14 protein-coding genes are annotated in these 13,489 nt (G+C 74.2%); 5 read left to right on the forward strand and 9 right to left on the reverse strand.

Annotated features, from left to right (window positions below):
- The first annotated feature begins 4 nt into the window (after positions 1-4).
- Both ACWIYF_RS18475 and ACWIYF_RS18480 read left to right on the forward strand, forming a co-directional pair.
- Positions 5-1,441: a cytochrome ubiquinol oxidase subunit I gene (locus ACWIYF_RS18475; RefSeq protein ID WP_448624290.1), complete on the forward strand. Its 1,437-nt coding sequence runs from the start codon at positions 5-7 to the stop codon at positions 1,439-1,441.
- Positions 1,438-2,433, forward strand: a complete 996-nt coding sequence (locus ACWIYF_RS18480; RefSeq protein ID WP_448624291.1) for a cytochrome d ubiquinol oxidase subunit II — start codon at positions 1,438-1,440, stop codon at positions 2,431-2,433. The genes ACWIYF_RS18475 and ACWIYF_RS18480 overlap by 4 nt, the downstream gene beginning before the upstream one ends.
- 9 nt (positions 2,434-2,442) lie before the next feature.
- On the opposite strand, the gene ACWIYF_RS18485 is transcribed toward ACWIYF_RS18480, so the two are convergent.
- The gene (locus tag ACWIYF_RS18485) at positions 2,443-3,228 is read right to left on the reverse strand and encodes a glycerophosphodiester phosphodiesterase (RefSeq protein ID WP_448624292.1); all 786 of its coding nucleotides are present in this window, start codon (positions 3,226-3,228) and stop codon (positions 2,443-2,445) included.
- A gap of 98 nt (positions 3,229-3,326) precedes the next feature.
- Between ACWIYF_RS18485 and ACWIYF_RS18490 the strand changes: the two genes are divergently transcribed.
- Entirely contained in the window at positions 3,327-4,601 is a 1,275-nt protein-coding gene (locus tag ACWIYF_RS18490) for a D-arabinono-1,4-lactone oxidase (protein ID WP_448624293.1), read from the forward strand.
- 4 nt (positions 4,602-4,605) lie between these two features.
- On the opposite strand, the gene ACWIYF_RS18495 is transcribed toward ACWIYF_RS18490, so the two are convergent.
- Both ACWIYF_RS18495 and ACWIYF_RS18500 read right to left on the reverse strand, forming a co-directional pair.
- A complete protein-coding gene (locus ACWIYF_RS18495; RefSeq protein ID WP_448624294.1) occupies positions 4,606-5,559 on the reverse strand; it encodes an intradiol ring-cleavage dioxygenase in 954 nt (317 codons plus the stop codon).
- A 92-nt stretch (positions 5,560-5,651) separates the two neighbouring features.
- Complete coding sequence (locus ACWIYF_RS18500; protein ID WP_448624295.1) at positions 5,652-6,233, reverse strand: AAA family ATPase; 582 nt, start codon at positions 6,231-6,233, stop codon at positions 5,652-5,654.
- Positions 6,234-6,375: 142 nt separating this feature from the next.
- On the opposite strand from ACWIYF_RS18500, the gene ACWIYF_RS18505 reads away from it, so the two are divergent.
- Both ACWIYF_RS18505 and ACWIYF_RS18510 read left to right on the forward strand, forming a co-directional pair.
- The gene (locus ACWIYF_RS18505; protein WP_448624296.1) at positions 6,376-6,792 is read left to right on the forward strand and encodes a VanZ family protein; all 417 of its coding nucleotides are present in this window, start codon (positions 6,376-6,378) and stop codon (positions 6,790-6,792) included.
- 41 nt (positions 6,793-6,833) lie between these two features.
- Complete coding sequence (locus tag ACWIYF_RS18510; RefSeq protein ID WP_448624297.1) at positions 6,834-7,280, forward strand: hypothetical protein; 447 nt, start codon at positions 6,834-6,836, stop codon at positions 7,278-7,280.
- 3 nt (positions 7,281-7,283) lie between these two features.
- Here the strand turns inward: ACWIYF_RS18510 and ACWIYF_RS18515 are convergent, their stop codons facing one another.
- From ACWIYF_RS18515 to ACWIYF_RS18540, 6 genes are all read right to left on the reverse strand, one after another.
- Positions 7,284-8,168: an alpha/beta fold hydrolase gene (locus ACWIYF_RS18515; RefSeq protein WP_448624298.1), complete on the reverse strand. Its 885-nt coding sequence runs from the start codon at positions 8,166-8,168 to the stop codon at positions 7,284-7,286.
- A gap of 67 nt (positions 8,169-8,235) precedes the next feature.
- Positions 8,236-8,580: a gamma-glutamylcyclotransferase family protein gene (locus ACWIYF_RS18520; RefSeq protein WP_448624299.1), complete on the reverse strand. Its 345-nt coding sequence runs from the start codon at positions 8,578-8,580 to the stop codon at positions 8,236-8,238.
- Positions 8,581-8,655: 75 nt separating this feature from the next.
- Positions 8,656-10,170 carry an LCP family protein gene (locus ACWIYF_RS18525; RefSeq protein WP_448624300.1) on the reverse strand — a complete coding sequence of 505 codons (1,515 nt, stop codon included), beginning with the start codon at positions 10,168-10,170 and terminating at the stop codon, positions 8,656-8,658.
- Positions 10,171-10,411: 241 nt separating this feature from the next.
- Entirely contained in the window at positions 10,412-11,383 is a 972-nt protein-coding gene (locus ACWIYF_RS18530; RefSeq protein WP_448624301.1) for an ABC transporter substrate-binding protein, read from the reverse strand.
- 86 nt (positions 11,384-11,469) lie between these two features.
- Positions 11,470-12,528, reverse strand: a complete 1,059-nt coding sequence (locus ACWIYF_RS18535) for a DUF2218 domain-containing protein (RefSeq protein WP_448624302.1) — start codon at positions 12,526-12,528, stop codon at positions 11,470-11,472.
- Entirely contained in the window at positions 12,525-13,481 is a 957-nt protein-coding gene (locus ACWIYF_RS18540; RefSeq protein ID WP_448624303.1) for a VOC family protein, read from the reverse strand. The genes ACWIYF_RS18535 and ACWIYF_RS18540 overlap by 4 nt, the downstream gene beginning before the upstream one ends.
- Positions 13,482-13,489: the final 8 nt, after the last annotated feature.

Below are 13,489 nucleotides of genomic sequence, written 5' to 3' on the forward strand. Positions count from 1 at the left end.
AGACATGCCGGACCTCGTGCCCGCGGTCGGCCAGGCGCTGCTGGCGGCCGCGGACGCCCCGTCGCAGCTGCTGCCGGCGCGGCAGATGATGGCCTTCACCCTCGGCTTCCACATCGTCCTGGTGCCGTTCGGCGTCGCGTTCACCTTCCTGATGCTGATCGCCAACCACCGCGGACTGCGCCGGGGGGACGACGAGGCGATGCTGCTGGCCCGGCGGTGGTCGCAGGTGGCCGGCGTCCTGTTCGCCGTCGGGGCCGTCTCCGGGACGGTCCTGTCCTTCGAGCTCGGGCTGCTCTGGCCGGGGCTGATGGGCCGCTTCGGGGCGGCGTTCGGCATCCCGTTCGCCGTGGAGGGGCTGTTCTTCTTCCTCGAGGCGATCTTCGTCGCGATCTACCTCTACGGGTGGGACCGGATGCGGCCGTGGGCGCACTTCTGGTCCGGGGTGCCGATCGTGCTCTCCGGCATCGGCGGCACCTGGTCGGTGGTGGCGGCGAACGGCTGGATGAACCAGCCGCGGGGCTTCGAGCTGCGCGACGGCCGGGTGGTGGACGTCCGGCCGCTGGAGGTCTTCTTCAACGGCGCGTTCTGGCACGAGGCGGTGCACATGCTGCTGGCGGCCTACATGGTGGCCGGCTTCACCGTCGCCGGGGTGTACGCCGTCGGCATGCTGCGCGGCCGGCGGGACCGCTACCACCACCTCGGGCTGGCCATCCCGTTCACCGTCGCCGCGATCTGCGCGCCGCTCCAGGTCGTGGTCGGCGACCTCGCCGCGCGGGAGGTGTACCAGGAGCAGCCGGCCAAGTTCGCCGCGATGGAGCTGGTGCCGAGCACGGACACGCACGTGCCGCTGCTGCTCGGCGGGTTCATGGCCGACGGCGAGCCGCGGTTCGCCATCGAGATCCCGTGGGGTGCGTCCATCCTGGCCGGGGAGAGCCCCGACACCCGGATCCTCGGCCTCGACGCGATCCCCGCCGACGTCCGCCCCGCCGACCGCATCCTGACCACCGTCCACCTGGCCTTCGACGTGATGGTCAGCATCGGCTTCCTGCTGCTGGGCCTGTCCCTCTGGTGGGCGCTGGCCTGGTGGCGGCGCCGCCGGATGCCGCAGAGCCGGTGGTTTCTGCGCGCCACCGCGGTGTCCGGCGTCCTGGCGCTGATCGCGCTGTGGGCCGGCTGGGTGGTCACCGAGGTGGGCCGTCAGCCGTGGACCGTCGTCGGCCTGCTGCTGACCCGGGACGCGGTGACGACGTCGGGGAACGTGTGGCCGTTCTTCGCCGCGACCGTCGCCCTGTACGCGGCGGTCGCCTACGGCACGTTGCTCGCGCTGCGGCTGCTGCGCCGCCGCTGGCGCGCGGCGGAGGAGGGCGCCGGCGGGGACGCCGACGTGCCCTACGGCCCCTCCCGCGCCCGGGAGGCCGCCGCCGCGGAGGGCGCGACGTGAGCACGTTCGCGGCGGTGGTGCTCTTCCTCGGCGTCCTCGCCTACGCCGTCCTCGGGGGCGCGGACTTCGGGGCGGGGTTCTGGGACCTGACCGCCGGCGGGGCGGAGCACGGCCGCCGTCCCCGGCACCTGGTCGACGAGTCGCTGGCGCCGGTGTGGGAGGCCAACCACGTCTGGCTGATCTTCGTGCTGGTCATGCTGTGGACCGGCTTCCCGACGGCGTTCGCGGCGATCATGACCACGCTGTTCGTGCCGCTGGGCCTCGCGGCGCTGGGCATCGTGCTGCGCGGCGCCGGCTTCGCCTTCCGCAAGGTCATGGTCCGCACCGACCAGCAGCGGGTCACCGGGGCGGCGTTCGCGGCGTCCTCGGTGCTGACGCCGTTCTTCCTCGGCACCGTGGCCGGGGGCATCGCCTCCGGGCGGGTGCCCACCGAGGGGCGGGGGGACCCGGTCGGCAGCTGGCTCAACCCGACCTCGCTGCTCGGCGGGGCGCTCGCGGTGCTCACCTGCGCCTTCGTGGCGGCCGTCTTCCTCACTGCCGAAGCGCGCCGGCGCGACGAGCCCGACCTCGAGGCGTGGTTCCGGCGGCGCGCCCTCGCCGCGGCCGTGGTCACCGGCGCGGTGGCCCTGGCGGGCATCGCGATCCTCCGCGCGGACGCACCGCGGCTGTTCGACGACCTGCTCGGCCCGGGGCTGCCCCTGGTGATCCTCTCCGGCCTGTGCGGCCTGGGCTCGGTCGTGCTGCTGCGCCGGGCCGCCCCGCGGCTGCTGCAGGCGCTCGCCGTCACCGCGGTCGCCGCCGTCATCGCCGGATGGGGTGTCGCCCAGTACCCGTACCTGCTCGGCACGCACCTGACCATCGGGCAGGCCGCGGCGCCGACCGCGACGCTGTGGTCGCTGACCGTCGTCGCCGCCGCCGCGCTCCTGCTCGTCGTCCCCGCGATGGCCCTGCTGTTCGTGCTGGCGCAGCGCGGCCGGCTGGAGAGCCACTGACCGACGGCGTCAGCCCGGCCGGCGCAGCTGCCCCACGACGCTCGGCACCTCGTCGACGACGAGGGCGTCGACGCCGGCCTCGACGAGCAGGGAGGCGGGACCGGCCGACGGGCACCACACCAGCAGCGCGCGCCCGCTGCCGTGCACGAACCCGAGCGCCCGCGCGACGGTCGCCGGGTCGACGGTCCCGCTCCAGGGGTCGGGCGCGAGCGAGCCGACCTGCAGGCCGAGGGCGTCGACCTCCAGGTGCGCGCAGCCGGCCACCGCGGCGTCCAGCGGGAAGCCGTACCAGGTGAGCCAGGTGAGCAGGACCCGAGGCGCCTCCTGGCGCAGCCGGCGCAGCGCCGAGGGATCGAACGCCGAGACCACCACGGGGCGGCTCAGCGCCTCCTCGGCCACGACCGGGGCGAGCAGGGCCGCCGTGGTCCGCTCCGGCGGCCGCAGGCTGTCCTCGATGCAGGACTTCAGGTCCACGTTCACGCCGACCCACGGCGGCAGCCGCTCGAGGAGCGTGGCCAGCCGCAGCGTGCCGCGGCGGTCGGCCACCTCGGCCGTCACCTCGGCCACGCGGGCCCCGTCGGGATAGGCCGCGTCGTGCCCCACGACCAGGACGTCGTCGGCCGTCCGGCGCACGTCGGCCTCCACCCAGCTCACGCCCAGGTCCACCGCGGTGGTGAACGAGGAGAGGGTGTTCTCGCGGTGGCCGGCCACGATCCCCCGCCCGAGCCCCCGGTGCCCGATGATCGCCGTCTCGTCCCCGAAGACGGCGGCCGGCGGTGGGGCGGTACGCGTCATGAGGGCGCCTTTCGCTCGGGCACGCGTCCGGTCCACGCTGCCCGCGCCCGCGGGCTGAGGCAAGGGGTCGCCGGGCGGCAACCCGGGGAACCGGGAGGATGGACGCCGTGACGGAGCCGGGTGGCAACTGGGCGGGCAGCTACACCTACGGCGCCCGGCGGCTGCACCGGCCGGCGACGCTGGAGCAGGTGCAGGAGCTGGTCGCCGGCGCTCGCCGGGTGCACGTGCTCGGCTCCCGGCACTCGTTCACCGGCATCGCCGACTCGGATGAGCTGATCTCCCTCGAGGCGCTGACCACCGGGAGCGGGCTGCCCGCCGACGTGGCGGTCGACCCGGCGGCGGGGACGGTCTCGTTCGGCAGCGGGCTCCGGTACGGCGAGCTGGCCGAGGTGCTGCGCGACGAGGGGCTGGCCCTGCACAACCTCGCCTCGCTCCCCCACATCTCCGTGGCCGGCGCGGTCGCGACCGCCACGCACGGCTCGGGGGTGCGCAACGGCAACCTGGCCACCGCCGTCGCCGCGCTGGAACTGGTGACGTCGGCCGGCGAGGTGCTCTGCCTGGCCCGGGGCGACGCGGACTTCGACGGCGCGGTCGTCGGGCTCGGGGCGCTCGGCGCGGTCACCCGGATCACGCTGGACGTCGAGCCGGCCTTCGACGTCCGGCAGCGGGTGCTCGAGGGCCTGCGCTGGGACGCGCTGGCCGCCCACGTCGACGAGGTCATGTCCTGCGGCTACAGCGTCAGCGTCTTCACGCGGTTCCGGGAGACCGTCGACCAGGTGTGGGTGAAGTCGCGGGCCGGTGAGCCGGAGCCGGACGACCTGTTCGGCGCGGTGCCGGCCGCGGTGGACCGGCACCCGATCCTCGGCCTGGACCCGACACCGTGCACGCCGCAGCTCGGCCGGCCGGGGCTGTGGTCGGACCGGCTTCCGCACTTCCGCATGGGGTTCACCCCCAGCGCCGGCGAGGAGCTGCAGTCGGAGTACCTGGTCCCCCGCCGGCACGCGCTGGCCGCCGTCGACGCCGTCCGCGGTCTGGCCGGGCGGATCCGGCCGCTGCTGCTGGTCTGCGAGATCCGCACCGTCGCCGCCGACCGGCTGTGGCTGAGCACGAGCTACGACCGCGACTCCGTGGCGATCCACTTCACGTGGGAGCGCCGGCCGGCGGAGGTGGCGACGCTGCTGCCCGACCTCGAGCGCGCGCTCGCCCCGTTCGAGCCGCGGCCGCACTGGGGCAAGGTCTTCGCCGCCGAGGCCGCGGAGCTCGCCCCGCGGTACGAGCGGCACGCGGACTTCGTCCGGCTGGCCGAGCGGCTCGACCCGCGGGGCGCCTTCCGCAACGACTGGCTCGAGCGGAACGTCCTGGGCGGACGCTGACCCGTCAGGACGTCGGGCGGCCCGGCGGCGGGCCGCCCGGGCTCCCGAACGGGGAGCCGCCACCGGTGGGCGCCGTCGTCGTGTCGACGCCGACGGCGAGGGAGACGGTGTAGCCGCTGCGCACGTCGCCGGTGACGGTGCCGAGCTGCTTCGCGCCGCCGTCGTCGCCGAAGACGTTGTCGCTCGCCAGGCTGACCCGGGACAGGTTGCGCACCGACGCCTCGTAGCCCTCCTGCTGGTAGACCGTCTCGCAGACGTCCTGCGGCAGCGCGACCTGGGAGGTGGCGATCGCGTTGGCGGCGTCGGTGGTGCTCGCCTGGTCGGGGTAGACCTCGAAGTGGACGTGCGGCCACCGGCCGTCGTAGCAGGCCGGGAAGATGCTGGTGAAGGTCACCGTGCCGGACGCGTCGGCGATCTGCACACCGCGCAGGAAGTTCTGGTCCTGGACGCCGTCGGAGTAGAGCGAGTAGCCGCCCTCGCGGGTGCAGTGCCACACGTACACGGCCACCCCCTCGAACGGCACGCCCCCGCCCGCCAGGTCGGTGACCGTCAGCCGCAGCGTCATGGGCACGCCCTCCGCCGTCCCGGTGGCGTCGCCGAAGCTGGACCGGATGTCGCTGCGCACGATCCCGCTCCGCTGGAGCACGTCCGGCCCGTTGGAGCCGTCGCCGGGGTAGGGGCCCGCGGTCTCGTCGGGGATCTCCCCGGTCGCGGTGCCCGCCGTTCCGGACGACGAGGAGGACGCGGACGAGGAGGACGCCGACGACGAGCTCGACCCGCCGGTGCAGGCGGCCAGGCCCACGGTCGCGGCACCGAGGCCGAGGACCTGCAGGATCCGGCGCCGCGAGAGCAGCGTGCCGACGTCGAAGGCCAGCCCCTGGTCGACGAGCTCGTCCGCCGGCCGGGGCAGGCGGCGGCCCTCGTAGGTGGGTTCGGGACTGCGTCGCTGTTCCTGCACTGCTCCCCCATCGGTTCCGGGTCGGTCGGGGACCAGCCTGGCCGCCCGGACCGTACCGGCGCTGGGCGGCGGCTGGGAGTCCGCTGGGAGGCTCAGGCCTCGCCGAGGACGGCGTCCAGGGTGAGCCGGTCGGCCTCCTCCCGGTCCACGACGGCGGCCGATGCGATGCCGGGGAGCCGGTCGCCCGCCGCCTGGACCAGGACGTGATCCCACCGCGCGGCGTGGCGGGCCATGGCGCGCGGCGAGATCCGGCGGCCGCGGGCGGCCTGGCCGCTCCGGGCGAGCTCGGGCGAGGCGTCGAGCAGCACCAGCCGCACGGACCGCCCGGCCTGCGCCGCCGCGCGGCGCACCGCGGTCCGCCACCGGTCGCTGGTCCACGGATCGGTGAGGACGACGACCGGCGCGCCGCTGCGGAGCCCGCGCAGGACCCGGCGGCGGTGCCAGAGGTGCACCCACGGGCGGAGCAGCCGGTACGGCAGCGCCACCCCGGCGGCCCGCAGGCGGGCGGTGACCTGCTCGGAGTCGAAGCCGGCCACCCCCGCCGGTGCGTCGGCGAGCAGGCGCCGCAGCAGCGTCGTCTTGCCGCTGCCCGGCAGCCCGCCGATGACCACGAGGACGGCGCGGTCGTCGGCCGCGGCGTCGGGGAGCGGGGTCGAAGCGGGAACGGTCAGCACGGCATCCTCCTCATTCCTTCCCCACGATCGGCGACCGCCCTGTGTCCCGGCTGAGCCGCTCCTGTGACTCCGGGCCGGCGCGCACAGCCGACACCCACTTCCGGCTCAGGTGCCGTCCGGGCGGGCATCGGACAGTCGGGGCATGGACGGCACCCGAGGCAGGTGGACGGCCGCGGTGGTGGCGGCCCTGGCGCTGGTCGCGCTGCTCACGCTGACGCCGGAGGGGACGGGCTGGGCGTGGGGCTCGCCGGCCGTGGAGCTGCGCTGGTACCTGACCGGCCTGGACTCGCGCGCCACCCTGCTGCAGCTGGTCGGCAACCTCGGCCTGCTCGCGGTGCCGGCCGCCCTCGCCGTCCTGCGGTGGCCCGCGCTCGGGCGGCTGTCCCTGCTCGCCGGCGCCGCCCTCGCCACCGGCGCGTCGATCGAGCTGCTGCAGTGGGCGCTGCCCCTGGGACGGGTCGTCTCCCCGCTGGACGCCGTCCTCAACGCGAGCGGCGCGGTCGCCGCGGGAACGGCGGTGGTGCTCGTCCGCGCCCTGCCGGCCGCCGTCCCGCGGTAGCCGGTGGACGGCGCGGCCGCTTCGGCCGCACGATCCGGGGTGTGCGCGGACCCCGGCCGGTGCGGCCCCTGCTGGTGATGGGGGTGCTCGTGCTGGCCGCCTGTGGTGCCGGCCGGTCGGGGTCGCCGCTGCCCTACGTCGCGGAGTTCGCCCTCGGGGACCGGTCCGGGGAGTTCGTGCTGACGCCGGCCTCCGTCGAGCCGCTGTCGTTCCGGGCCTCCGTCGCGTGGGTGAACGAGGGCCGGTACCTCGGCGTGATCACCTTCGGCAGCGGCAGCTGCCCCAGCGGCCCGCACGCCCTCGACGTCGTCGCCGACCAGGTGGTCGAGATCCGCCTCGGCCCGCTGTTCCCCGACCGGGACGTCTGCACCGCGGACATGAGCGGCCACGTCACGGTGGTGGAGCTGCCCGAGGGGATCACGCCGGCGAAGCCGCTGACCGCCCGCTTCGGGCAGCGCGAGGTGTCGATCCCCGCCGCCGGCCGCTGATCGTTACTTCCAGCGGCTGATGAACTCCACCGTCGCGGCGTTGACCTCGTCGGGGTTCGTGGCGCTGAGGAAGTGCCGGCCCCCGTCGACGACGCGGAGGGTGGCGTCGGGGCTGTTGACGAAGCGCTCGATCTCGTCCTGGGCGTTGGCGACGGAGTAGACCGGGTCGGCCGTGCCGTGCATCCACAGGACCGGACACCGCACGTCGTCCAGCCGGCCGTGCAGGCCGTCGCGGTCGCGCAGGTTGATGCTGCTGATCCGCAGCCGCTTGCGCCCCGCGTCGCCGGTGTAGTTCTGCTGGTGCGTCTCGTGCCAGAACGTCCGTTCCTCGGGCGGCACGTCACCGAAGCCCTCCGCGAGGACGGCGTCGACGAGCTCGACCGGGATCACCCAGTCGTCGCCGACGCTCTCGGCAAGTGCGTCGATGGCCGGCGTGCAGAAGTCGACCCCGTTCCAGCACCCGAGCTCACGGCTGCGCTGGCTCTCGGAGTCCATCGACGTGCCGAGCGGGATGATCCCCTTCACTGCGCTCGGGGCGAGCATGGCCATGCGCGCCGCCACCCAGCCGCCCTGCGACGTCCCGAGGACGAACGCCTCGGGAATGCCGAGCGCCTCGAGGACCTGCAGGTTCGCGATGGCCGAGTCCCAATAGGTGAAGTGCTCGTACCCGGCGCGGGTCCGGCCGTGGCCGTACGGCTCGAGCGCGAGCAGGTTCGCGGTGGCGACGAGCTTCTCGTCCGCGAACTGGGGCCGGTACAGCTCGACGGAGGTGCTGAACGAGTTGACCATGACGAGCGTCGGGAGCGAGGCGTCGTAGGCCCTGCCGAACCGGTAGCCGATGGTCGAGGTGCCGAGGTGGGGCACCGTGATCGTCTCTGCGCTGCTCATGACCTCTCCCCGTCGTCAGTCCGTGGTGAGCCCGGCCATCGTGGCGTCGCGTCCGACACCCGGTCAATCAGCTCTCGTCGGCCGGGACGAGCACGTAGATGTACGCCTCGACGACGCCGGTGGCCGTGTGGACCGTGGTCAGGACCCGCTCGTAGCCGCGCCCCTCGAAGTCGTCCAGGCGGGACCAGTGCGCGGGCAGGTCGGCCGACTCCAGCACCTGGACGTCGACCGCCGCGCCATCGGGATCGAGGACCAGCGCGGGATAGCCGAGGGCGGCGCCCCAGCCGGCCTCGACGAGCCGCCCGTGCACCTCCCCCGCGAACCAGCGGCCTCCGAGTCCGGCGACGTGGTGGTGGTTGGGCCGGCCGGGCGCGAGGCTGCCGTAGGTGGCGAGCCGGTGGTCTCCGTTCATCCCGCTGATCCTCGGGCCGGTTCGCGTCGCGGCGCCATCAGTGGGCTGCCGAAGATCGGCGAGAACGAGCCTCGTTCAGTTGATGCAGCTCCGGTCGTCGGCGGTGCGGACGTCCTCGCCGACGACCTCGTCCGGCGCGGGCTGGGCGGTGGTCTGCACCCCGACGCCGTTGAAGTCCGAGCCGAGCACGAGCTGCACCGTCCCGGACGTCAGGGTGTCGTCCACCTCGGTGACCGAGCCGGGGATCTGGGCGGCCACGGTGGCCGCCTGGGCCTCGTCGCCGGGGGCGTGCCGGACCAGCGTCTGGGTGTGGTCGGCGTTGTCGGCGTTGCCCGTGCCGGTGACCGTGAAGCCGGCCGCCTCGAGCTCGCCCTGGGCGCCGGCCGCCAGCCCGGAGATCCCGGAGCCGTTGAGCACCTCGACGCTCACGGTGGCGGGGTCCACGGTCGCCGGGGCCTCGGCCGGTGCGCCCGCCGGCGCCTCGGGCTCCGCCGACAGCTGCGTGAAGAACCGGTGCAGGGTCTGCTCGTCCTCGAGCCGGACGATGGAGCCGACCCCGTCGAGGCGCTCGATGCCGACGTAGGGCACGGTCTCGAACGTGATGCTGTCCAGCGTCACCGACTGCATCTGCCGCGCGAGCTGGAACAGGTCCAGGTCCCGGTCGACGGTCAGGGCCTTCGAGGCGGCCTCGACGAGCTCACGCTGCTTGCCCAAGTCCAGCAGCACGTCCCCGGACAGGATGTTGCGCAGCACGCCGGCCATGAAGACCTGCTGGCGGATGATCCGGTCGTAGTCGCCGCGGCCCTGGGGACCCAGGTTGTGCCGCTGCCGGACGAACTTCAGGGCGTCCGCGCCGGAGATGGTCTGCGGGCCGGCCGGGAAGTAGGCGCCGGAGTACTCGCGGTCGTCCACGGCCGCGCAGAGGTTGACCTCGACGCCGCCGACGACGCTGGTGAGCTCGAAGAAGCCGAGCAGGTCGACCTCGGCGTAGTGGTCGATCTGCAGCCCGCTGAGGCCGCTGACGGTCTGCACGAGCAGCTGGGCGCCGGCGGCCTGCTTCTCGGCCTCGGGCAGGGCGTCGTCCACCGAGCCGTAGCCGTAGGCGTAGGCGGCGTTGAGCTTGCCCTGGCCGAAGCCGGGGATGTCCACGTAGGAGTCCCGCGGGAAGCTGACGAACGACGCGCGGGAGCCGTCGGCCGGCACGTGCACCAGGATCATCGTGTCGGTGTTCAGGCCCGAGTCGGTGCCGGCGCTGAGCTCGGCCAGCTGCTCCTCGGTGAGGTCGGCCCGGCTGTCGTTGCCGACCAGCAGGAGGTTCATCGCCTCGGGCGCGTCCCCGGTCTCCTCGTTGCCGCTGGTGGGGATGGCGTCGGTGCGGTTGATGCCCGCCTCGGCGACCTGGCCCAGGTACCAGCCCCAGCCCGAGGTGGCCAGCAGCATCGCGGAGACCAGGCCGGCGAGCACGCGCGGGGCCACGGTGCCCCGCCGCGTGGGCCGCCGGCCGCCGGACCGGCCCAGCCGCGGGTCCAGGCGGGGCGGCAGCGGCCGACCGCCGGGCTCACCGGGCGGGGCGGGCTTCTTCGGGCTCACCGCGACGTCCTCTCCTGTACCGGCCACGCAAGGGGCGCCCGGGCAGGGTAGGGCGGACAACACTGCCCGCGCGGCCGACGAGCCGCCAAAGGTCAGGGCCGCTCACGGCGGATGTCGCCAGCCGCGGTGCTCGCCCCGGTCGGTGCCGCACGGGCGGACCGCGGACGGTCACCCACGGTGCTCATGCGCCGACGACCGCCCGGGCGAGGAGCCCGGGGCGGTCGTCGAGGGGGGAGCTGCGTCAGTCGGTCGCGATCAGCGAGTCGACGTCGACGGTCTCCTCGGTGATGCCGTACTGCGTCATCAGCTCGGCGACCTCCTTGATGGAGTCGACACTCATCTCCTCCGGCCAGGCCGGCAGGTTCATGTTCGCCGCGACGTCCTCGGTGATCTGCGTGTAGGTGGTGATGACGCGGCGGACCTCGTCGGGGTTGTCGTTCGCGTACTTCAGCGACTCCTGGATGGCCGCCTGGAAGTCGTCCACGACGTCGGGGTTCTGCTGGATGTACTGCTCGGTGGTGAAGTACGTCGCCACCGTCAGGTCGTCGACGGCCTCGGCGCAGTTCGCGGCGACCTGGCGGGCGCCCTGGGCCTTCGCCGCGCTGAGGAACGGCTCGACGACCTGCGCCGCGTCGATGTTGCCGTTCTGCAGGGCCGCGCCCATGTCGGGGAAGGGCAGCTCGACGAACTGGATGGTCGACTGGTCGCCGCCGGCGTCCTCCACGACCTTGCGCGTGGTGACCTCGTTGATGTTCTTGAGCGTGTTGATGGCGACCCGCTTGCCGGCCAGGTCGGCGGCCGACTGGACCGGGCTGTCACCCGGGACGACGATGCCGCAGAAGTCGGTCTCCGGGTCCCCGGTGGAGGACACGCCCTCGGCGACCATCCGGAGCGGGATGTTCTGCGAGCCCGCGAGCAGCGTGGAGGTGACGTTGCCGAAGGCGAACTGGAAGTCGCCGGCGACGACACCCGGAACGGCGGCCGCACCGCCGGTCAGCTGCGTGAGCTCCAGCTCCAGACCGTGGTCCTCGAAGAAGCCCTGCTCCTGGCCGAGGTAGACGGGTGCGACGTCGGTGATCGGGATGACGCCGACCGCGATCTTGGTGGTGCCGCCGTCACCGTCTCCGGAGGACGAGCCGCCGCCGCTGTCGGAGCCGCAGGCGGCGGTGGCGAGGACCGCCAGGACGGCGATCGGGGCGAGAAGTCGGCGCATCTGGGCTCCTTTGCCTCGGCGTGTGCAGGGCAGCCTGGCGCGAACGTGCGCGCCGCGCCATGGATCTCGCCGCCGGGAGGACGAGGTCAGGGCGTCCGCCAGACCACCGTGAGCTCGTTGCGCTGCCCGAAGCGCTCGAGGTGGCTGCCGAGCACGTGCTGGATGCGGGCCAGGGTCTCCTCGTCGGGCGCCTCGGCCCGCAGGGTGAGCACGCCGTCCCCGACGACGACCGTCCCCACCCCGTCGCCGATGGCGGCCCGGGACGTGTCGCCGTCGGTCTCCCAGGTCAGCCGGCGGCCGAGGTGGCTCACCAGCTGCTTGGCGTAGCGGGCGGGCACGTCGGTGGCGACGTCGGCGGTCGCGGACAGCGGCAGAGGCGCGGCGGGCGCGTCCCGGAGCTGGATCAGCAGGTCGCGGGCCGCCGGCGCGATCCGCGCGGGCACGCCCAGCTCCTCGAGCTGCTCGGTGGCGGCGGTCATCTCGTCGGCGCGCCGGCGGGCGTGCGCGTGCGTGCCCTCGACCAGCCGGTCCACGGTCCGCGCGTCGAACGAGGTGAGCTCCGCCGCGATGTTGTCGCGCAGCCAGTCCGCGCAGCCCGCGGCCTCGGCCGCCCGCAGCGCCTCGACCACGGCGGCCGCGAGCCCCTTGTAGAAGACGCTGCGCAGCAGCTTGCGCGCGATCGCCGTCCCGACCGGGCCCGGCTGGACGGTGACGACCGCCCCCAGGCCCCCGAGCAGCTCGGCGTAGCGTTCCGCGGCCTCGCCGGAGACGAGCATCGGCGTGCGCAGTCCCTTGCCCGGCACCGGCGACATCAGCGCGACGTCGACGACCGGGATCTCCCCCGCCGTGTCGGCCAACGCGACCTTGAGCCCCGGAGACCCGGTGTTCAGGTCGGCCCACAGCGTGCCGGACCGCAGCGCCGGCAGCGCGTTGACCAGGGCGGTCATCGCGTCGTGCGAGCTGTTGACGCTGAGCACGAGGTCGGCGTCGGCCACCGCCTCGGCCTCGCTGCCGCGCGGCGCCACGCCGTCCACCGTGATCGGCTTCGGGTCGTACCCGCGGACGTCGGCCCCGGCGGCGACCAGGTCGCGGGCGATCTCCGAGCCCGCCTCGCCCAGTCCGAGGACGGCGATCCGCGGGCTCACCGGGTCACCTCGACCGGCGGCGTGCCGTGGGTGTGGAACGACTCGATCGTCTTCAGCCCCCAGGCCTGGCCCTTGGCGCGCTCGGCCTCGGTCCAGTTCACCGGCTGCCAGTCCGGCGCCAGCACCAGGCGGGCGCCGGCGTTGCACAGCTCGATCCGGTTGCCGCCGGGCTCGTAGACGTACAGGAAGAACGTCTGCTGGATGGCGTGCTTGTGCGGGCCGGTCTCGATGTGCACGCCCTGCTCCAGCGCCAGGTCCGCGGCGCGCAGGATGCCGTCGCGGGTGTCGACGGCGAACGCGATGTGGTGCAGCCGGCCCGGCGTCTGCGTCCAGTCGCGGGTCCAGACGGCGTCGTAGCCCTTGTTGGTGAACGTCGTCCAGGTGCCGGAGACCGTGCCGTCGTCGAGCACGATCTGCTCGGTGACCAGCGCGCCGAGGGTGTCGCGGAAGAAGTCGCGGTTGACCACCGGCTCGACCCCGAGCCAGTTGATGTGGTCCAGCCGGCGCACCGCGACGCCGTGGTTCGGGTAGGCCTGGGCCTGGTTCTTCAGCGACGGCCTGAGGTCGGCCGGGGGCTGGTACCACTCGCTCTCGTAGTACAGCCCCAGCTCGTGGCCGTCCGGGTCGGTGAAGACGTAGGTCGGCCCGTACCCGGGGTCGCCGTCGGCCCAGCCGATGCCGCGGCCGGCCGCCTCGATCTCCTTGACCCGGCGCTCCAGCGCCTCGGGGCTCGCCGCCCGCAGGTGGGTGCGGCCCACCCCGGAGGTGGTGTGCGCGGTCAGCTTGATCGTCGTCGTCTCGTAGTCGTCCCAGGCGCGCAGGAAGACCGAGTCGCCGGCCTCCCCCGTCTGCGTCAGCCCGAGGTAGCGGGTGAAGAACTCGACGCTCTCGTCGAGCACCGGCGTCCGGAGCTCGACGTGGGCGAGGTGGGCGATCTCGTGGAGCGGGGGCATCGGGTCTC

It is taken from the genome of Geodermatophilus sp. URMC 64 (assembly GCF_053502555.1).

Coding starts and splice junctions, on each gene's coding strand:
- ACWIYF_RS18530 (WP_448624301.1), bottom strand. CDS start 11,383: ATGCGCCGACTTCTCGCCCCGATCGCCGTCCTGGCGGTCCTCGCCACC.
- ACWIYF_RS18520 (WP_448624299.1), bottom strand. CDS start 8,580: ATGAACGGAGACCACCGGCTCGCCACCTACGGCAGCCTCGCGCCCGGC.
- ACWIYF_RS18515 (WP_448624298.1), bottom strand. CDS start 8,168: ATGAGCAGCGCAGAGACGATCACGGTGCCCCACCTCGGCACCTCGACC.
- ACWIYF_RS18485 (WP_448624292.1), bottom strand. CDS start 3,228: ATGACGCGTACCGCCCCACCGCCGGCCGCCGTCTTCGGGGACGAGACG.
- ACWIYF_RS18475 (WP_448624290.1), top strand. CDS start 5: ATGCCGGACCTCGTGCCCGCGGTCGGCCAGGCGCTGCTGGCGGCCGCG.
- ACWIYF_RS18490 (WP_448624293.1), top strand. CDS start 3,327: ATGGACGCCGTGACGGAGCCGGGTGGCAACTGGGCGGGCAGCTACACC.
- ACWIYF_RS18540 (WP_448624303.1), bottom strand. CDS start 13,481: ATGCCCCCGCTCCACGAGATCGCCCACCTCGCCCACGTCGAGCTCCGG.
- ACWIYF_RS18505 (WP_448624296.1), top strand. CDS start 6,376: ATGGACGGCACCCGAGGCAGGTGGACGGCCGCGGTGGTGGCGGCCCTG.